The organism is Saccharomonospora marina XMU15 (genome assembly GCF_000244955.1).
In the GTDB taxonomy this organism is placed as follows: domain Bacteria; phylum Actinomycetota; class Actinomycetes; order Mycobacteriales; family Pseudonocardiaceae; genus Saccharomonospora_A; species Saccharomonospora_A marina.
In genome coordinates this window covers 4651876-4670586 of the sequence record NZ_CM001439.1, presented here as the reverse complement: position 1 = coordinate 4670586, position 18711 = coordinate 4651876, and the positions used below count along the sequence as shown (strand labels likewise).

The 18711-nt window shown below is 68.6% G+C and carries 19 protein-coding genes and 1 tRNA gene; 11 read left to right on the top strand and 9 right to left on the bottom strand.

Annotated features, from left to right (window positions below; translation table 11 throughout):
* The first annotated feature begins 3 nt into the window (after positions 1–3).
* From SACMADRAFT_RS22065 to SACMADRAFT_RS22050, 4 genes are all read left to right on the top strand, one after another.
* Entirely contained in the window at positions 4–522 is a 519-nt protein-coding gene (locus SACMADRAFT_RS22065; RefSeq protein ID WP_009156070.1) for an FtsB family cell division protein, read from the top strand.
* Positions 519–1025: a DUF501 domain-containing protein gene (locus SACMADRAFT_RS22060; RefSeq protein WP_009156069.1), complete on the top strand. Its 507-nt coding sequence runs from the start codon at positions 519–521 to the stop codon at positions 1023–1025. The genes SACMADRAFT_RS22065 and SACMADRAFT_RS22060 overlap by 4 nt, the downstream gene beginning before the upstream one ends.
* A gap of 110 nt (positions 1026–1135) precedes the next feature.
* On the top strand, positions 1136–2359 hold the full coding sequence (locus tag SACMADRAFT_RS22055) for a lytic transglycosylase domain-containing protein (protein WP_009156068.1): 1224 nt from the start codon (positions 1136–1138) through the stop codon (positions 2357–2359).
* A gap of 53 nt (positions 2360–2412) precedes the next feature.
* Positions 2413–3366 (top strand): Ppx/GppA phosphatase family protein, encoded by a 954-nt coding sequence (locus SACMADRAFT_RS22050; protein ID WP_009156067.1) that lies wholly within the window; start codon positions 2413–2415, stop codon positions 3364–3366.
* Between the two features lie 299 nt (positions 3367–3665).
* Here the strand turns inward: SACMADRAFT_RS22050 and SACMADRAFT_RS22045 are convergent, their stop codons facing one another.
* On the bottom strand, positions 3666–5171 hold the full coding sequence (locus SACMADRAFT_RS22045) for a S10 family peptidase (protein ID WP_009156066.1): 1506 nt from the start codon (positions 5169–5171) through the stop codon (positions 3666–3668).
* 24 nt (positions 5172–5195) lie between these two features.
* Here SACMADRAFT_RS22045 and SACMADRAFT_RS22040 point away from each other — a divergent pair, with 24 nt between their 5' ends.
* From SACMADRAFT_RS22040 to SACMADRAFT_RS22010, 7 genes are all read left to right on the top strand, one after another.
* The gene (locus SACMADRAFT_RS22040) at positions 5196–5912 is read left to right on the top strand and encodes a uracil-DNA glycosylase (RefSeq protein ID WP_009156065.1); all 717 of its coding nucleotides are present in this window, start codon (positions 5196–5198) and stop codon (positions 5910–5912) included.
* A gap of 33 nt (positions 5913–5945) precedes the next feature.
* Positions 5946–6248, top strand: a complete 303-nt coding sequence (locus tag SACMADRAFT_RS22035; RefSeq protein ID WP_009156064.1) for a type II toxin-antitoxin system RelE/ParE family toxin — start codon at positions 5946–5948, stop codon at positions 6246–6248.
* Positions 6249–6259: 11 nt separating this feature from the next.
* Positions 6260–6562 carry a HigA family addiction module antitoxin gene (locus SACMADRAFT_RS22030; protein WP_009156063.1) on the top strand — a complete coding sequence of 101 codons (303 nt, stop codon included), beginning with the start codon at positions 6260–6262 and terminating at the stop codon, positions 6560–6562.
* Between the two features lie 238 nt (positions 6563–6800).
* Positions 6801–8123, top strand: coding sequence for an NAD(P)/FAD-dependent oxidoreductase (locus tag SACMADRAFT_RS22025; protein WP_009156061.1), 1323 nt, complete (start codon positions 6801–6803; stop codon positions 8121–8123).
* 26 nt (positions 8124–8149) lie between these two features.
* A tRNA-Leu gene (locus tag SACMADRAFT_RS22020) sits at positions 8150–8223 on the top strand.
* A gap of 328 nt (positions 8224–8551) precedes the next feature.
* Positions 8552–9880, top strand: coding sequence for an NAD(P)-binding domain-containing protein (locus SACMADRAFT_RS22015; protein ID WP_009156060.1), 1329 nt, complete (start codon positions 8552–8554; stop codon positions 9878–9880).
* Between the two features lie 92 nt (positions 9881–9972).
* Positions 9973–11037, top strand: coding sequence for a flavin-containing monooxygenase (locus SACMADRAFT_RS22010; protein ID WP_009156059.1), 1065 nt, complete (start codon positions 9973–9975; stop codon positions 11035–11037).
* A 64-nt stretch (positions 11038–11101) separates the two neighbouring features.
* On the opposite strand, the gene SACMADRAFT_RS22005 is transcribed toward SACMADRAFT_RS22010, so the two are convergent.
* The 8 genes from SACMADRAFT_RS22005 to SACMADRAFT_RS21970 form a co-directional block, all read right to left on the bottom strand.
* Positions 11102–12082: a LacI family DNA-binding transcriptional regulator gene (locus tag SACMADRAFT_RS22005; protein WP_198285886.1), complete on the bottom strand. Its 981-nt coding sequence runs from the start codon at positions 12080–12082 to the stop codon at positions 11102–11104.
* A gap of 41 nt (positions 12083–12123) precedes the next feature.
* On the bottom strand, positions 12124–13584 hold the full coding sequence (locus SACMADRAFT_RS22000) for a GH1 family beta-glucosidase (RefSeq protein WP_009156057.1): 1461 nt from the start codon (positions 13582–13584) through the stop codon (positions 12124–12126).
* The gene (locus tag SACMADRAFT_RS21995) at positions 13581–14411 is read right to left on the bottom strand and encodes a carbohydrate ABC transporter permease (RefSeq protein WP_009156056.1); all 831 of its coding nucleotides are present in this window, start codon (positions 14409–14411) and stop codon (positions 13581–13583) included. The genes SACMADRAFT_RS22000 and SACMADRAFT_RS21995 overlap by 4 nt, the downstream gene beginning before the upstream one ends.
* Positions 14408–15433 carry a carbohydrate ABC transporter permease gene (locus SACMADRAFT_RS21990; protein ID WP_009156055.1) on the bottom strand — a complete coding sequence of 342 codons (1026 nt, stop codon included), beginning with the start codon at positions 15431–15433 and terminating at the stop codon, positions 14408–14410. The genes SACMADRAFT_RS21995 and SACMADRAFT_RS21990 overlap by 4 nt, the downstream gene beginning before the upstream one ends.
* 14 nt (positions 15434–15447) lie before the next feature.
* Positions 15448–16692 (bottom strand): ABC transporter substrate-binding protein, encoded by a 1245-nt coding sequence (locus SACMADRAFT_RS21985; protein WP_198285885.1) that lies wholly within the window; start codon positions 16690–16692, stop codon positions 15448–15450.
* 500 nt (positions 16693–17192) lie between these two features.
* Positions 17193–17765 carry a hypothetical protein gene (locus tag SACMADRAFT_RS21980; protein ID WP_009156053.1) on the bottom strand — a complete coding sequence of 191 codons (573 nt, stop codon included), beginning with the start codon at positions 17763–17765 and terminating at the stop codon, positions 17193–17195.
* Positions 17762–18298, bottom strand: coding sequence for a DUF6286 domain-containing protein (locus SACMADRAFT_RS21975; protein WP_009156052.1), 537 nt, complete (start codon positions 18296–18298; stop codon positions 17762–17764). The genes SACMADRAFT_RS21980 and SACMADRAFT_RS21975 overlap by 4 nt, the downstream gene beginning before the upstream one ends.
* Positions 18295–18711 (bottom strand): Asp23/Gls24 family envelope stress response protein, encoded by a 417-nt coding sequence (locus tag SACMADRAFT_RS21970; protein ID WP_009156051.1) that lies wholly within the window; start codon positions 18709–18711, stop codon positions 18295–18297. The genes SACMADRAFT_RS21975 and SACMADRAFT_RS21970 overlap by 4 nt, the downstream gene beginning before the upstream one ends.

Here is an 18711-nt window from a genome sequence, read left to right as displayed (position 1 = left end):
GGCGTGGCCGAGCGAGGCAGGAATCGCGGCAGGCGCGGTGGGGGGCGAGCGCATGGCTCGTCCTCCCGCCGCCCGCGCCGGGTGCGGCGAGGAGAACCCAGGTCGCGCCTGCGTCGTGGGCTGAGCGTCAGCAGATCCTCCGGCGCGGCCAAGGTGCTCGGCCTTTCCACCACGCGCCGGGCCGCCGTGGTGGCGATCGTGGTCTGCGCGCTCGCCTTCACGATCGCCGTGCCGCTTCGCACCTACCTCTCGCAGCGCGCCGACGTGGCCGAGCAGGAGCGCAGGCAGGCCGAGCTGCGGGGACAGGTCGCGCAACTCGAACAGCGGCACGCCGAACTGAGCGACCCAGCGCAGGTCGAGGCGGAGGCTCGGCGCAGGCTCGGTTACGTGATGCCGGGCGAGACGCCCTACATGGTGCAGTTGCCCGAAGACGACCGCGGTAATCCGCCGCAGCAGGACAAGGAGGCGCCACCACGTGACTCCTGGTACGAGAACCTGTGGAACAGTGTGAAAAGACAGTGAACGAAACCAGGTTCGAGCCCGTCACCGCCTCCGACCGCGCCACCATCGCAGAGCAGCTCGGCCGGAAGCCGCGGGCGTTGCGTGCTGTCGCCGCCCGCTGCCCCAGCGGCCATCCCGCCGTGGTGCAGACCAACCCCCGGCTGGAGGACGGGACCCCGTTCCCGACGCTGTACTACCTCACCTGCCCGACGCTGGCGTCGCTCGTCGGCAAGCTGGAGGCGTCGGGGATCATGCGGGAATGGACGGAGCGGCTCTCCTTCGACGAGGAGCTCGCCGAGGCCTACCGCAGGGCGCACGAGTCCTACCTCGCCCAGCGCGACTCCATCGAGCCGCTGGGACACCAGGTCACGGCGGGCGGGATGCCGTCAAGGGTGAAGTGCTTGCACGTCCACCTGGCACACACCCTCGCGTGCGGCGAGGGCGTCAACCCCATCGGCGACGAGACCTTGCGCCTTGTGCGCGAGGAAGGCTGGCCGTTGGGAGACTGTGCCGATCCGCGTTAGTGCGACCGGAGCAATTCACCCACGGTTTGTTCGTTCGGGGGTGACCGCGCACCCGCCGGTGAGGCAGGCTGAGCCCGACCCTGGATGACTGGTGGGAGGGTTCGAGCGGGATGAGCGACGCTGCCCGGCGGTTCAGCGCACGGCACAAGACCGTGGCGGCGATGGTCGGTGGTTCGCTGGCGATGCTGCCGGTGCTCGGTGCGAGCGGTGCCGCCTCATGGTGGCTGAAGCCCAGCGCCAGTGCCCAGGCGTTACCGCTGGAGGGCGGCTACGCCCCACCCGTGCCCGGCCGGATCTCCGTGGACGGCAGCCTGCCCGATTCGCCCGACCCGCAGGACCTGCGGGTGTACCAGCGGCCTTCGCCGGGTCCACAGGGGATACCGCGCTCGGCCCTGCGGGCCTACCGCAAGGCGGCCGAGGCGGTGGGGCGGCAGTATCCGCAGTGCAACCTCGACTGGGCGTTGCTGGCGAGCATCGGTCGCATCGAGTCCAACCACGCACGCGGCGGCTACGTCGACAACCGGGGAGACACGCTCGAACCGATCCTCGGACCGGTACTCAACGGGGTGGGACCGGTGGCCGCGGTCGTCGACACCGACGGCGGCCGCCACGATCGCGACTCCACCTGGGACCGAGCCGTCGGCCCGATGCAGTTCATCCCCGGCACCTGGGCCCGATACGCGGCAGACGGAAACGGCGACGGAAAGCGCGATCCGAACAACCTCTACGACTCGACGGTGGCGGCCGCCAGGTATCTGTGCTCCGGCGGGTTCGATCTCGCCGATGACGACCAGCTCAGGGCGGCGATCTACCGGTACAACAACTCGTGGTCCTACGTGGATACGGTGATCCGGTGGGCCAGGGCATACCGCGAGGCCGTGTTGCCGCTGCCTGACAGCGACGTGCCGCTGGCGGTGCCACGGGTGCTGGCCGTCGAGGCACCCGCGCCGCGGGGACCGAGGCGCGGCCCGACGGGTGAAGCGGGCGACGTGTCCGCGACGGCACCGGGTTCGCCCACCTCACCCGGTGGCGAGCTCGCCGCGGAGGCCACCCCACCTCCCGCACCCCCGCAGGAACCGTCGCAGCCCACCCAGGACACGACGCGGGAGCCCTCGCCGCAGGAGAGCACCACACAGCCGTGCGAGTCCGCGGATTCGACCGAGCCCACTGCCGAGCCGACCACGTCGAGCACCTCAAGTTCGCCGACCACGACCTCGACGGCGGCGCCGCCGACGCCGACCTCCGGTGCCACCTCCACTTCCACCGAGCCCGCGCCGACGACAACGACGTCGACCGAGACGACGTCCAGCACCACACCGCCGCCCTCCTGTTAGCAGCAGCCCACCGAGCCGGGTACCCACGGACCGCCGCCGGTTAGGGTGGCGACATGCCTCGCGTAGCCGCCATCGACTGCGGAACCAACTCCATCCGGCTGCTGGTCGCCGAGCTGACCCACCGTCACGACGGCACGGTGGACCTGCGTGACCTGCACCGCGAGATGCGCATCGTGCGACTGGGACAGGGAGTCGACGCCACCGGCAGGTTGGCGCCGCAGGCACTGGAACGAACGAGGCAGGCGTTGTCGGCATACACCATCGCCGCCCGTCGCAAGGGTGTTGAGAAGCTGCGCATGGTGGCCACCTCGGCGACGAGGGACGCGAGCAATCGCGACGATTTCTTCACCATGACGCGGGAAGTGCTCGGCGTGGAGGCCGAGGTGATCAGCGGCGACGAGGAGGCGAGGCTGTCGTTCGCCGGGGCGGTCGCCGAACTGGACCCCGACGAGGGCCCGTTTCTGGTCGCCGATGTGGGTGGCGGCTCGACCGAACTCGTGCTGGGCACCTGGGACGGCAGGCAGGCCGAGGTGATCGCCGCGCGCTCTGTGGATGTGGGCTGCGTGCGCATCACCGAGCGCACGCTGCGCTCCGATCCGCCTGCGCCGGAGGAGATCGAGTCCGCGCGGCGACTGGTGGAGCGCACGCTCGAGGGCGCCTTCGAGGTCGTGGACGTGTCCAAGGCGCGGACGTGGATCGGCGTGGCGGGCACGGTGACCACACTGTCCGCGCTGTCGCAGCGACTGCCCGAGTACGACTCGGAGCGCACCCACCTGTCGCGGCTCTCCCGCGCCGAGATCGAAAGCACCGCGCAACGATTGCTCGCCTCCGACCACGCCGCCAGGGCGGCCGACCCGGTGATCCATCCCGGCAGGGTGGACGTCATCGGTGGCGGGGCGCTGATCGTGCGCGTGCTGGCCGAGCAACTCGCCGCCAGAGGCGGCCCAAGGGAACTCGTGGTGAGCGAGCACGACATCCTCGACGGCATAGCGCTGTCGCTGGCCTGACCCCCCGCGAGTCCCCCGCTCCCGTCGGCGAGTCCTGCCTTCCCGCCCGCGAGTTTTGCGTTCCCGCCCGCGAGTTTTGCGTTCCCGCCCGCGAGTTTTCCGGTTACCCCCGGGAGTTCCCCGCCCGGCGCCCGGCCCTCGGCGCCGGGCGGGGTCCGGTTGATGCCACTGCGACCGCACGGCAACCGGCCGCAGCGCAGAACTCGCGGTCTCGTGCGCAGAACTCGCGGGCAGGGGCGGGGGACTCGCGGGCAGGGACGGGGGACTCGCGATGCGCGGTCTCCGTTGGTGGGTCTCCGCTACCGGTTCGCGGCGGCCGCGACGAACGCCGCCAGGTCTTGTGACTGTTGCACCCGCGAGGGCTCGTGCACGTACATCATGTGGCCGGCCGGGTAATAGGCGGCTTCCACATTGGACCGCAGCTCTTCGGGGATGCGAAGGGCCGCGATGACGTGCTCTGCGGCGTAGTACGGGGTCGCGCCGTCGTAGTGACCCAGTGCCACGTGCACCTTCAGATGCGGGTTGGCCCGCATCGCCGCGCTGAGACCCTCCACCACCGACACCGGCCGACCCTCGAAATCCGAGTACGACCATTCCTTGTTGACGTCCAGCGCCAGGATCTCGTACGGCAGGTCGTTGGCGTACTCGAGTTCCGCGCGGACGTAGTGATTGAACGCGGCCGAGTAGGCGCCCATGATCCGGGAGATGGACGCGTCGTCGCTCATGTGTTCCCTGCCGCCGTCGGGCTCCCACGTGGTGAACCGACCGTCCATCCGGCCCGTGGTGAGTCCCCGGTCGCGCAGCAGTTCGGTGAAGAAGCGGACGTGCTCGATCCGAAACCCTACCCGATCCACATAGGACTCGCTGAGTCCGGTGAGCGAGGCCAACCGGGAAACGACGTCGGAGCGCTCGGCAGCGGAGAGCCTTGCACCCTGCCGCAACGCCCACGGCAGGTCGCGAGAGGCGAACTCCTCCGCCTCGGCCAGTACCTCTTCCAACGGGCGGTCACCGTGCTTGCCGTGGTAGTGGGCGATCGCGGCGTACGTCGGCACGTACAACGAGTACGGCAGGTCGTTGCCCTCGTGGAACATGATCGTGCCGAGGTCGAGCACCGAGGAGATGAGCAGCAGCCCGTTGAGGTAAAGGCCGTGGCGTTCCTGCAGGTGCGATGCCAGCGCGGCGGCACGCAAGGTTCCGTATGACTCACCCGCTACGAACTTGGGCGAAAGCCACCGCTCGTTGCGCGATGTCCACAGCCGGATCACCTCGCCGACCGACTCGACGTCGGGAGCGAACCCGTGGTACTCCTTCGGCGCTTCGCCCGTCGCGGCACGCGAGTAGCCGGTCGACACCGGATCGATGAACACCAGGTCGCTGTGCGCGAGCAGGGTTTCGGCGTTGTCGGCGAGCCGGTAGGGCGGGGGTTCGGGGTCGGCCACATCGCCGGACACCACTCGGCGAGGGCCGAGCAGTCCCAGGTGCAGCCAGATACTGGACGACCCTGGACCTCCGTTGAAGGCGAAGGTCACCGGGCGGGTGGACGTATCGGCGCCGTCGAGGGTGTACGCCGTGACGAAGACCTCGGCCTTCGGCCTGTGGCCGTCGAACTTGCCCTCGGTGAGCACTTCCTTACGCAGCACGATGCGCCCGGTTCGGGCGGTGTAGGCGAGCTTGCGGCGCTTGAGGCTGAGGGTGTGCCTCGTGGTGACCAGGTCGTCGGTCGGTTCGCCGTTCGAGGCGCCGCCGGTCTTGCCCGCTGCGGCCTCGTCCTGGGTCTGTGATTCCTCGGCTGTCTTGTCTGGCATCGTCCCAACCTAGATCAAGGCACAATGGCTGGTGTGGCGACTGCGGTGACCTCGATATCGGCGCTTGACGAAGCGGTGAGTCAGTGCCGCGCCTGTCCGCGGCTGGTGGCGTGGCGCGAGGAGGTCGCGCGCACCAAACGTGCCTCGTTCGCGGACCAGACGTACTGGGGCCGCCCGGTGCCGGGCTTCGGGCCTTCGGACGCCGCGTTGCTGATCGTCGGTCTCGCGCCCGCGGCGCACGGCGGCAACCGAACTGGCCGGATGTTCACCGGCGACCGCTCCGGCGACGTGTTGTTCCAGGCGCTTCACGACGTGGGACTTGCCTCCCGGCCGACGTCGGTCCGCGCGGGCGACGGGCTACGGCTGCGCGGAACCCGCATCACAGCTCCCGTTCACTGTGCCCCGCCCGCCAACAAGCCGACCCCGGCCGAGCGCGACACCTGCGGGATGTGGTTGCAGCGGGAGTTGGAGCTGCTGCGGCCGACTCTGCGGGCGGCTGTCGTACTCGGCGCGTTCGGCTGGCAGGCGCTGCTCACCGCGCTCGGTGCCGTGGGCTGGTCGGTGCCGCGGCCGCGGCCACGGTTCGGGCACGGGGCCAGTGTCACGCTGGCTGGTCCGGTGCCACTGCAGTTGCTCGGCTCGTACCACGTGTCGCAACAGAACACCTTCACGGGCAGGCTCACCCCTGCGATGCTGCGGGACGTGCTTGAGCACGCCAAGGACCTGGCGGGGTTGGGGTGAGGTCCGGTACCCAGTGCACAACGCTTGCCGTTATTGACGTGCTACGCAAACTCATGCTGCGATCTTGTCGCCGACAAGGAGACCGAGCGGGTATGGCACCGTCGTCGTTCCCGGGTCCTGGACCCGAAGGTCCAGCGGGCGGCTCTGCGCAAGCTCGCCATCCTTGATGCGGCGGAGACCGTGGAGGACTTGCGTGCTCCTCCTGGCAACCGGCTGGAGGAGCTGAACGGAGATCGGGCCGGTCAGTACAGCATTCGCAGCAACCAGCAGTGGCGCATCTGCTTCGAGTGGACGTCGGCCGGTCCGGAAAACGTCGAGATCGTGGACTACCACTGAAGGGAACGAGGATGTCCGACGAGTTCGCCATGCCTCCGATTCACCCGGGGGCGGTCCTGGCCGAGGAGTACCTGGAGCCGCTCGGCGTCACCCAGCATCGGCTGGCCGTGGCGATCGGCGTTCCGCCGCTTCGTATCAACGAGATCGTGCACGGCAAGCGTGGAATCTCGGCCGACACGGCACTGCGGTTGGCGCGCTTCTTCGGCACGTCCGAGAGGTTTTGGCTCAACCTCCAGTCGCGTTACGACTTGGAGCGGGAGAAGGACGCTCTCGGTGACTCGCTGGACCGGATTCGCCCATTGGCACGTGCGTAACGCACCAGGACGATTGCGGTAGCACCTTCCGCGACGAGCGACTCGTGGAACGGCGGCGCCTCGGGGTGCGACCGGCAACACCAGCTGAGCGAGGGCCCCGTCAAGCCGTTCACTTTCAGCCCGCGGCACATTTTCACTCGCTGGACTCGACTGAATCGTTTACGTAGGTGTAGCGACCCTGGTCACAGCGTGGTAGGGGCCACGAGCATCAGAGCGCATACGGTGCGACCATGGAGTCATGGCAGTCAAGTCGGAACCGACGCGGATCCTGATCCTCGGCGGCGGGTATGTCGGCCTCTACACGGCCCTCGGCCTGCAGAAGAGGCTGCGCGCCAACGAGGCTTCGGTGACGATCGTCGACCCGCAGCCACACATGACCTACCAGCCGTTCCTGCCGGAGGCGGCGGCCGGGGCCATCGAACCCCGGCACGTCGTGGTGCCGCTGCGCCGATCCCTGCAGCGCTGCCATGTGCTCACCGCCCGCGTGACGAGGATCGATCACGAGCGCAAGAACGTGACGGTCGAGGCCGCGGACGGCCACATCGAGCAGCTGAGCTACGACGTTCTCGTGGTGGCGCTCGGCTCGGTCGCGCGGCTGCTGCCGATACCGGGCCTCGCCGAGGAGGGCATCGCCTTCAAGACCATCGGTGAGGCCATCTACCTGCGCAACCACGTCCTGACGAAACTCGACCAGGCGGCCAGCACGCTGGACCCGGAACTGCGCAAACGCTTGCTGACCTTCACCGTGGTCGGCGGTGGGTTCGCGGGCATCGAGGCGCTGGCCGAGCTGGAGGACATGACCCGCTCGGCGACCCGCTACTACGAGAACATCGATCCCGCCGACATCCGTTGGGTGCTGGTGGAGGCCGCCGGGCGCATCCTGCCGGAGGTGCGGGAGACGCTGGGGGTGTGGACGGCCGAGCAGCTAGAGAAGCGCGGCATCGAGGTGTACCTTTCGACGGCCGCGAAGTCGTTCGAGAACGGACACGTGGTGCTCTCCGACGGCACAGAGTTCGACAGCGACACCATCATCTGGACCGCAGGCGTGAAGGCCAATCCGGTGCTGGCGAACTCGGACCTGCCGCTCGACAAGCGCGGCAGGCTGCAGGCCACGGCGGAGCTGCAGGTGGTCGGTGTGCCCGACGTCTGGACGGCAGGTGACATCGCCGCCGTTCCCGACCTGTCACGCACCGAGGAAGACCCGACGGCCACCTGCCCACCCAACGCGCAACACGCGGTGCGGCAGGGCAGGCATCTGGCGAAGAACATCGTCCGCGTACTGCGCGGCGAGAAACCGACCGACTACTGCCACAAGAACCTCGGTTCGGTAGCCAGCCTCGGGCTGCACAAGGGTGTCGCCGACACGCTCGGGTTGAAGATCAAGGGTTTCCCGGCGTGGCTGTTCCACCGTGCCTATCACCTGAAGGCCATGCCTACGGTCAACCGAAAAACCCGCATCCTGTTGGACTGGTTACTGGGTGGGTTGTTCCGGCGCGAAGTGGTTTCGCTCGGCCAGATCAACAATCCGAAAGAGGAATTCGCGAGGGCTTCCAAGTCATGACGGCGGCGGGGGCATAAGCTGCAGGTGCCCCCGTAGCCCAATTGGCAGAGGCAGTCGACTTAAAATCGATTCAGTGCGGGTTCGAGTCCCGTCGGGGGCACCCTCGACGCCGGTCGGGTCGCGGTCTTTGGAAACGTGCAAGATCAGCAGACCCGGTTACGCCCCATTTTCGTCCGAAACCTCACCAAAGAGGTTCTCCAGCGATGTTGCCGTGCCGTAGGCCACCTGTGCATGCTCCTACCGACGGCACGTGTCCAGCCGCAGCTTTGCGTTCCGCCGATGCCAGAGAAGACCAAGACCTCGCCGTGCCTCGAGGCGAGCGCCGCTGGTTGGTCTAGCTATATCGATCGCAATCGATGGTTGCATGGATCTACGTTGGTCGATACAGTCGGTGCGATCAATCGATGTCGGTCGATGAAAGGTGTCTCATGAGCGAGTTCCCGGTGGTCGTGGTCGGCGCGGGCCCGGTGGGTCTGGCTGCGGCGGCCGAGCTGGTCGAGCGGGGGATCGAGCCGGTGGTACTGGAACGTGGGGCCGAGGCCGGGGACGCGGTCGGTCAGTGGCACCACGTGCGGTTGTTCTCACGCTGGTCCGAGCTGGTGGACCCGGCCGCTGGGCGGCTGCTGGCCACGACGGGCTGGCGGCCGCCGTCCGCCGAGGCTTACCCGACCGGTGCGCAGTGGGTGAGCGAGTACCTGCGTCCGCTCGCGGCGGCCCTTGGCACGCGGGTGCGGTTCGGCGCGGAGGTGGTCGGCGCGGCCCGCAGGGGCAGGGACCGGGTGGTGGACGCAGGCAGGGACAGCGAGCCACTGACCGTCCACATCCGACACCGAAACGGCCGCGAGGAGTTGCTGACCGCCCGCGCGGTCATCGACGCGTCGGGAACCTGGGGCTCGCCGAATCCGCTCGGGGGCGACGGGTTGCCCGCGCTCGGGGAGCGCGCGGCGGCGGATCGCGTCAGCTACCGGATGCCCGACCTGACCGACGAGCTGACAAGCGCCCGCTACACGGGACGACACGTGGTCGTCGCGGGAAGCGGCCACTCGGCGCTGACGGCGCTGGTCGCGCTGGCGGGCCTTCCGCAGACCAGGGTGAGCTGGCTGCTGCGCCGAGGGCAGGTCGGCGACGCGTTCGGCGGTGGCGAGGCCGACCAACTCCCCGCACGTGGGGCACTGGGGTCGCGCGCAAGGGAAGCCGTCGCCGCAGGCCGGGTGGAGGTGGTGACCGGATTCCGCACCGAGGCTGTGCGGCGGCAGGACGACGGGCTGCTGACACTGGTGTCCGGCCACGGCCACCAGGTCACAGACGTGGCCGAGGTGGTAGCGCTGACCGGCTTCCGGCCGGAGTTGAGCTGGCTGTCGGAACTGCGGCTGGAGTTGGACGCGACGTTGCAGGCGCCGGTCGGGCTCGCGCCGCTGATCGACCCGAACGTGCACTCGTGCGGCACCGTCTACCCGCACGGCGCCCGCGAACTGTCCCATCCGGAGCCGGGGGTGTTCCTCGCAGGCATGAAGAGCTACGGCCGCGCGCCGACCTTCCTCGCGATGACGGGTTACGAGCAGGTACGCAGCATCGCGGCGCACCTGGCAGGCGATCGGGAGGCCGCCGAGCGGGTGGAACTGGTGCTGCCCGAAACCGGGGTGTGCGGCGGAGCGGGGTTGTTCTTCGACGAACCGGATTCCCAGGCCGTTGGAGGCTGCTGCGCGGGCGGCCCGGAGCCGCTTCGCCTGTCCGCCGTCCCCACGGCCGAGAACTGATGGCGATCCCGTCGATCGTGCCAACGCGATCCGCGATGCGGCGGCGGGCGGGCCTCGCCCGGCGCGCCGACCACAACCACTGGGGGTAAACCTTGAACGATGTCATCGTCATCGGCGGCGGTCAGTCCGGCCTCGCGGCCGCTCGTGCGGCACGTGCTCGCGGGCTGAACCCGATCGTGCTGGAAGCGGGGTCCGAGCCGACCGGATCGTGGCCGCACTACTACGACAGCCTTACCCTGTTCTCCCCCGCGGGCTACAGCGGCATGCCCGGCGTGCCGTTCCCTGGATCGCCCGAACGCTACCCCACCAGGGACGAGGTCGCGGACTACCTGCGCGGCTACGCGGCCGGGCTCGATGTCGACATCCGCACCGACACCCGCGTCACGGCCGTTACCGCGCGCCCCTCCGGTGGCTTCCTTGTCCACACCGCCGCGGGTGAGGCGCTTCCCGCGGCAGGCGTGGTCGCCGCCACCGGCTCCTTCGGCAACCCCTACCTGCCCACGCTGCCCGGCAGCAGTGGCTTCGCGGGGCAGGTGCTGCACGCGGCCGCCTACCGCGGTCCGAAGCCGTTCGCCGGGCAGCGCATCGTCGTGGTCGGCGCCGGGAACTCGGCGGTGCAGATCGGCTACGAACTGGCCGATGTCGCCGAGGTCACTCTCGCCACCCGGCAGCCGATCAGCTTCGTCCCGCAACGACTTCGGGGGCGGGATCTGCACTACTGGCTGCGACACACCGGCTTCGACGACCTGCCCGCCGAGTGGCTGGCCCGGTTGGTCAGCGGCACGCTCGTACTGGACACCGGCGACTACCACCGCGCGTTCGACACCGGCCGACTCGACCGCCGCCCCATGTTCACCGCCTTCGACGCCGATCACCTGGTCTGGTCGGACGGCTCCCGGGAACGGGTGGACACGGTCCTGTTCGCCACCGGGTACCGACCCCACCTGGACTACCTGGAACCACTCGATGCCCTCACCGGCGGACTCGCCCAGCACACCGGCGGCATCTCAACCACCCACGTCGGCCTTGTCTACGTCGGTCTGGAGTTCCAGCGTTCGTTCGCTTCCAACACCCTGCGGGGTGTGCACCGCGACGCGGAGCACGTCACCGCGGCCCTGACCGCTCACGTCCGGGACGCGGGCTGGCTGGTCGCCTGACCGCGGTGAGGTCGGCGGGGCCACGGCACGCGGCTTGCGAGCCGGCCTCACCGCAACGCCTGAGCTACGCGCTTCGCCGCCGGATGAGGGTAGGCGTGAAGACGGCATGACGCGGGCTGATGTCGTCGCCGTCGAGTTGCTCGATGAGTAGCAGGGCCGCTTGCTCGGCCATCTCGGAGATCGGGTTGCGCAGCGTGGTCAGCGGCGGGTCGGTGCGCTCGGCGATGCCGAGGTCGTCGTAGCCGGTCACGGCAATGTCGTCGGGTACGCGGCGGCCCCGCGCGGTGAGTACTCGAATCGCCCCGGACGCCATCAGGTCCGAGGCCACCACGAGGCCGTCGAGGTCGGGGTGGGCCTGCAGCAGGGTTTCGCAGGCGTCGGCGCCACCGGCCTCGGTGAAGTCGCCGTGCACGACCGCGTCCGTTGGCAGACCCGCGCCGGTGAGCGCCTGCCGCCATCCCTCGAGGCGGTCGCGCCCAACGGTCATGTCGGCGGGGCCTGCGATCGTGCCGATCCGGCGGCAGCCGCGCTCGATGAGCAGGCGGGCGGCCTTGTTGGCGCCGTCGAAGTTGTCGGTGCTGACGTAGGAAAGCTGGTCCGTGCAGGTCCACGGGCGACCGATGAACGTACTCGGCAACTCGAGGGCCGCGAGGCGGTCGGAAAGGCCGTCGTCGCGGTGGTGGGAGACCACGATGGCGCCGTCGATGTGGCGTCCGCGCAGGTAGCGCAACACGCGCTGCTTGTCGTCGCCCGGGCGCGCGATGAGGAGCACCACCTGAAGATCGCGCTCGGAGAGGACGTTGGTGACGACGTGCAGGGTGCGCGCGAAGAACGGGTCGGAGAAGACGTGCTCGTCGGGCTCGGGGACGATGAGCGCCACCGAGTCGGTACGCCGGGTGACAAGCGATCGCGCCGCCGTGTTGGGCGTGTAGCCCAGCCGTCGTACGGCGTCCTCGACCGCCCGCTGGGCGCGGGCACTCACCCGGGAACCGCCGTTGATGGCGCGCGAGGCGGTGGCCCGGCTGACTCCGGCCAGCCGGGCCACTTCCTCGAGCGTGGGCGAGCCCCTCGTTACCTCGGCGATCTTCAGACTCCCGGTAGCTGGTTGGTGGCGGCGACACCCGCGTACCACAGCCCGCTGTCCTTCGGCGTGCGGACCTGCGTGTCGTAGTCGACGTGGATGATGCCGAACCGGTTGTGGTAGCCGAAAGCCCACTCGAAGTTGTCGAGCAGCGACCAGACGAAGTAGCCGCGCACGTCGACCCCGTCGTTGATCGCGTCGTTGATCGCGCGCAGGTGGAGATCGATGTAACGGCGCCGATCGCTGTCGTGGATCGCGCCGTCCGGCGTCACCACGTCGTCGTAGGCGGCACCGTTCTCGGTGATGTAGATAGGCGGCACCGCGTACTCGTCGCGCACCCGTTCGAGTAGTCGGGTGAGTGCCTCCGGCCGCACTTCCCAGTCCATCGCCGTCGTCGGCAACCCCCGGCGAGGGAACACGATCTCCTCCCCACCGGGGAACGGCGACGCGGCCGGGCGGGTTGCGTGCGGCACGCCGGCTCCCAGTAGGTCCTCGTGCGGACGCCCACTCGCGCCCTGCGGGCTGTAGTAGTTGACGCCGAGCGCGTCCAGCGGCCTACTGATCAGGTCGAGGTCGCCGTCGCGGATCCAGTCCTGCCACGGCCGGTCCTGGTAGGTCATGCCCTCGGTGTCGGTAGCCAGGTCGTCGGCGTAGCGACCGTTGAAAAGCGGTTCCAGGAAGAGCCGGTTGAAGAACCCGTCGACACGTCGGGCTGCGTCCACGTCGGCTTCCTCGGCAGGATCGAACGCCTCAGCGGTGGTCAGGTTGAGCGTGATGCCGACCTGCTTGCCGTTTTCGGGCGTCGCGCCGAGGCCGCGTAGCTCGTCGACGGCCATGCCATGGGCGAGCAGCAGGTGGTGGGCGGCGATGAGGCCGGCGACGCCCTCCTGCCTGCCGGGTGCCTTGCGGCCCGCGGTGTAGCCCAGCAGCGAGGAGCAGTACGGCTCGTTGAGCGTGGTCCAGTACTGGACTCGGTCGCCAAGCGCGTCGTACACGGTCGTAGCGTACTCGACGAAGCGGTGCGCGGTGTCGCGGTTGAGCCAGCCGCCCTTGTCCTCCAGTGCCTGGGGTAGGTCCCAGTGATACAGCGTCACCCAGGGGACGATGCCCGCCTCGAGCAGTTCGTCGACCAGCGCGCTGTAAAAGTCGATTCCCTTCTGGTTGACCGCGGCGCCGTCGGGACGCACCCGTGGCCAGGCGGTGGAGAACCGGTAGGAGCCGAGGTTGAGCCGCTTCATGAGCGCGACGTCCTCCGGCATCCGGTGGTAGTGGTCGCACGCCACGTCGCCGGTGTCACCGTTGAGGATCGCGCCGGGCAGCCGCGAGTACACGTCCCAAATGGACGGCGTGCGGCCGTCCTCGTCTACCGCGCCCTCGATCTGGTACGACGCCGTGGCCGCGCCCCACAGGAAACCATCGGGGAAGCGCACGGTCTGGGGCGTGGCGGGTGAGGTCTGCATGGTCATCCTTTGACGGCTCCTTGCATGATGCCGGACACGAGGTGCCGGCCGGTCGCGATGAACAGGAGAATGAGCGGAACGGTGGCCAGGATGGTGCCCGCCTGCAGCAGCGCCAGGTCACTGAATCCCTGCCCGGAGGAGATCTTGAGCTGATCGAGCGCGGTCTGCAGGGTCTGCACGTCGGAGCCCTGCAGGATGACCAGCGGCCACATGAAGTCGGTCCAGGCCTGCATGAAGGTGAACAGGGCAAGGATCGCCATCGCAGGGCGCGCCGCAGGCATCGCTACCGTCCAAAAAGTACGGATCATCGAGCAACCGTCGACTCGGGCGGCCTCGATCAACTCGTCGGGGATGGCGTCGACAAGGTACTGCCGCATGAAGAACACCCCGAACGCGGTCACGAGCCAGGGCAGCGCGACCGCGAAATGCGTGCCGGTCAGTCCAAGGTTGTTGAATTCCCGCAGCAGCGGGATCAGCGCCAGCTGCGGAGGCACGGCCATGGTGATGATCACGACGACCAGCAACGCGTTGCTACCTCGGAAGCGGAGCTTGGCGAAGGCGTATCCGGCGAGCGTGCAAAACAGCACCACCGAAAGAGCCGAGACCCCCGAGATGAGGATCGAATTGGCCAGGGCGGACCAGAAATCGATCCGGTCGAAGACTTTTGAGGCATTCTCGAGGAAGTGACCACCGGGAACCAGCGGCGGGGGCGTCTGGATCGCCCGCTGCCTGGTCACCGAACCGATCACGAACGACCAGTACAGCGGGAACGCCGAGCCGGCCAGGAACGCGGCGAGCAGGCCGTAGACGAGAAAACCTGGTCGGCGGGTCATATCTGGTTCCTTCGGTGGACAGCGCGGGTGATGAGGAAGTTGACCAGCGCGAACCCGATGATGATGAGCACAAGAATCCAGGAGGCGGCCGCGGCCCTCGGGTACGGGTCGGTGCTGCTGTTGGCCGTGTTGAAGATGTACATCGTCAGCGTCTGGTACTGGTAGTCCGCGCCGCCCTGGTGCTGCAGGTTGGTGTCGAACAGTCGAGGCTCGGTGAAGATCTGCAACCCGCCGATCGTCGACGTGATGATGACGAACAGCATCGTCGGCCGGATCGAGGGCAGGGTCACGCTGAAGAACTGCCGCACCGGGCCTGCCCCGTCGATCACGGCCGCCTCGTAGAGGTAGCGCGGAATGGCCACCATCGCGGCGAGCAGGATCAGCGTGTTGTAGCCGGTCCAGCGCCAGTTGACCATGGTGGCGATGGCCAGCCAGCTCGCGGGCCGGTTGGCGTGCCACTCGATTTCGGGCAGCCCGAGGCCGCTGAGGATGTGGTTGACCAGGCCTGCGTTGTCGGCGAACAGCGAGCCGAAGATCAGCGCGGCCGCCGCGGGGGCGACGACGAACGGCAGGATGACCCCCATGCGCCACCAGCCGCTGCCTCGCAGGCTGGTGTTGAGCAGCGCCGCGATGATCGTCGCCACGAGAATCTGCGTCGACGAGGAGAGCAGGAAGATCCCGAGCGTGTTGACGAGTGCCTTGGCGAAGACGGGGTCCTGCAGCACGTGGATGTAGTTGGCCCAGCCCACCGCTTCGCCGTGTTCCGGGCTGAAGCGCGGCCAGGAGAAGAACGACAGGTATCCGGTGTAGACCATCGGGAAGAACCCGATGAGCCCGAATACCAGAAAGAACGGAAGGACGTAGAGGTACGGCGAGAACTTCAGATCCCAGCGGTCGAACCGCTGGGAGAACGTGCGGCGCTTGGGCCCGCCTCCCGCCGCACCCGCCTGCGGGGTGGGGGCCACGGCCAGGGTCGCCGGTGATTCGGCGGCCCTGGCCGTGGCCGATACGTTGTCACTCACGCGGTCTACCTTGATCAGGAGAGCTGGCCGACGGCGGCCGCGAACGTCTGCCAGGACGAATCCGGCGAGGCGCCTTCGTCGACTCGCTGGATCGCGGTCTGCAGGAGACCGAGGATGTCGGAGTACTTGTCACCCTTGTACGGCACTCCCGGCTCCACCGCCTCCGCGCGGTTGGCGAGGATCTCGATGGTGGGAGCGTCGTTGAAGTACGGGTCCGTTACGTCCCTGGAGACGAGTTGCTGCGCAGCGGCGGTGTTGGCGGGGAAGTTGCCCGCCTCTTCGAACGCGGCGACCTGCTGGTCGGCGTCGGTCAGCCAGTTGGCGAACTGCGCGGCCTCTGCCTGGTGCTGCGACTGCGTGGGTACGGCGAGGAAGGAGCCGCCCCAGTTGCCGCCGCCGCCGGGGAAGGCGTCGGCGATGTCCCAGCCCTCGACATCCGGTGCGGAGTCCTTGATGTTGGCGAACATCCAGCCTGGACACGGCATCGTCGCGAAGCCGTCGTTGGTGAAGTTGGCCACCCAGTCGTCCTTCCACTGGACGACTCTCGTCGACAGCGTTGGGGCGTACTTGGTGACGGTGTCGTAGACGCCCTTCAGCTCAGCGTTGTCGATGTCGACCGTGTTGTCGGCCTTCTGGAAGGGGTACTTGGTCTGGTTCAGCATCGCCTGGGCGATCGAACCGCTCGAGTCGTACCACTTCGTGCCGGGAACCTTCTCGACGAACTCCTCGCCCGTGGCGAAGTAGTGCTCCCAGGTGTCGAACAGCTTGGCTACTTCGTCGCGCTCGGTGGGAAGGCCTGCCTTCCGGAACAGGTCCGCGCGGTAGCAGATCGCCTCCGGGCCCGCGTCGGTCGGGTAGCCGATCTGCTTGCCGTCGCTGGTCTGGCCCTCCTTGTACTTATAGTCGACCCAGCGGCCGTCGAGTGACGGATCGGCCAGGTCCACGAACTGATCGGACGCGCCCGGTGCCAGGAACTGGGGCATCGCGTCACCCTCGATGGCGACGATGTCGGTGAGGCCGGTGCCCGCCTGGAGGTTCGTGGTGAGGTTCTGCTTCCAGGTGTCCCACTCCGAGATGACGGTGTGCTCGACCTTGAACGGCCGGTTGGGGTCGGCGTTCCACTTCTTGATGAGGCCGTCGTAGCCGAAGGTGCTGAACGTCGTGATGGTCAGTGTGTCGTTCTTGCCGAGCGCGACCTGCTCGGTGTCACCGCTACCGCCGCCGCACGCGGCGGACATGCCCGCGACGAGGGTCGCCACGGCACCAATGAGAAGACTTCTTCGCAGGGGAAGGCCGAGTCGGTCGCTCGACCTCAGGGAGAACTTACGCACGCTGTAACGCTCCCGCCGGATAGCTATTGAGTGGATGGCGGGTTTCGGCAGTCGTGACGACGAACCCGCCCGTTCCGTGAGAGCGCTCTCACTCGCACGGCGCCGCAACTATGGCCGCTGTCACTCTTCGGTGTCAAGGCTGCGGTTACCGATCAGAAATGTCTCGGTTACGCGATCGTCGCCGCCGAGGTGGAATCCGCTCGTCGAGCGCCTCGCCGTCGAATGATCGACAGTGAACACCGGTTCGGCTGGGCTGGAGAGCAGCGGCCTGCCGGACAGCACATGCTCGCGAATCGGTATCGGACGGTCAGGACCTTCGGTGAATTCGAAAACTCAGCATTCGAAGGACTCGGCAGGATGGTGCACGCGACCATGTCGACGATCTCTGGCCGTCGGGTCGCGCCCGTGGCGACAGGCGTGGCAGGCGGTCAGGACACCCGGCTGCCTTCCGGTCCCGCCACGCGGAACTCCAGTACGGCAGGCAGCGTGTTCAGTTCCAGCGCCTGCCGTAGTCGAGGGACGCCGTGGGCCGCTATCTGCTCGCGAACGGCGGTCAGGTCGGCGTCCTGCTCGGTGGTGACCACCAGTGACAGCAGCGGCGCGTCGCGGCTGCCCGCCAGCGTGGCGTCGGCGTCATGCACGCCCGGGTAGCCGGCGATGTCGTGGATCAGTGGCTCGACGGCGGTACCCGGCGCGATATCGGTGTGTCCCCGTGGCGGGTCGGTTTCGAGGTGCCAGGTGCGGGTGTTCGGCTCGCGGGCGAACTGGGCGACCAGCCACAGCAGGCAGCCCACCGCCACCAGCACGGCGACCACCACCGTGACGTAGAGCACCCACGTCGGGGGTTGCTGGGTGCCCGGCACGAGTGGCGCGGTCGGTTCGAACAGGCCCGACCAGCCGAAGTAGGTGCTCAGTGCGAGCCCGCCTCCCGCCACGAGCACCGCGCCTACGACGGCGAGCAGACTCCGGTTCAGCCGCGAGGGCCGGTTCACATTCTTCACGGCGCGCTCCTGGTCGTGGCGATCCTGACCTTGAGAGCCGGTCGCGTGGCCGGTGAGATCCGGTCGAGCCGCTGCCGCAACGCGCCGCCAACCGCCTCGACAAGTCCGCTCGTGGTCCCACGATCGGTGCGGAGCTTGGCCACGACCACACCACGCCGCAGGCTCAGCTTGGCCTTCGTCACGCCGTCGACCGACTTCGCCGCGGCACGTAGCTCCCGCAGCATGCTGTGGCGCGACACCCCGGAATCCAGTTCCGCCGGATCGTCGCTCAACGGGAGCACCGTGGCCCTGCCCGGCAGGGCCACGGCCACCAGCAGCACCAGCCCGAGCGCTACGGCGAGTGCGGCGACGACGGCCACGACCAGGTCGTTCCACGTCGTGGAGTTCAACGCTTGGGCGAAGCCGTCGTAGTCGAGCACCGGTGGGGTGTTCGTGAGCAGTTGGATGGCCGACATCGCGACAAGAACCGAGATCGCCAGCAGGGCGAGCGCGGTGAGCGTCGCGGGAATGCCGCGCCGTGGGCGGCGAATCACTGCACCGTCCTCCGTCGTTCGGTATCGCTGTGCAGCGCGGTGACCGTGACGTCCACACGGGAGACCGCGAGACCGGTCAGCTCGGTGACCCTGCGCATGACGTGGTCACGGGCCTGCTCGACGGTGCGGGCCACCGGTGTCGGGTACCGCACGGACAGCTGCATCCGCAGCGAAGCGGTCCCGGCCCTCACCCGCGCGTCCGCTTGCACCGAACGCTGCGGTGCCTCGCCGCTGACCCGGACACCGAGCAGGCGGCGTGCCGACCCGCCCACCCCTTCCACCTCGCGGGCCGCGTGGACGGCGATGCGTTCGACCACGCGGTCGGCGATCGTGGTCCGGCCCCGTGTGCCGAGTTCCTCGGCGACGTCGCGGTCGACGCTGTCGGTGAGTCGCGCGGTGTCGGACGCGGTCAT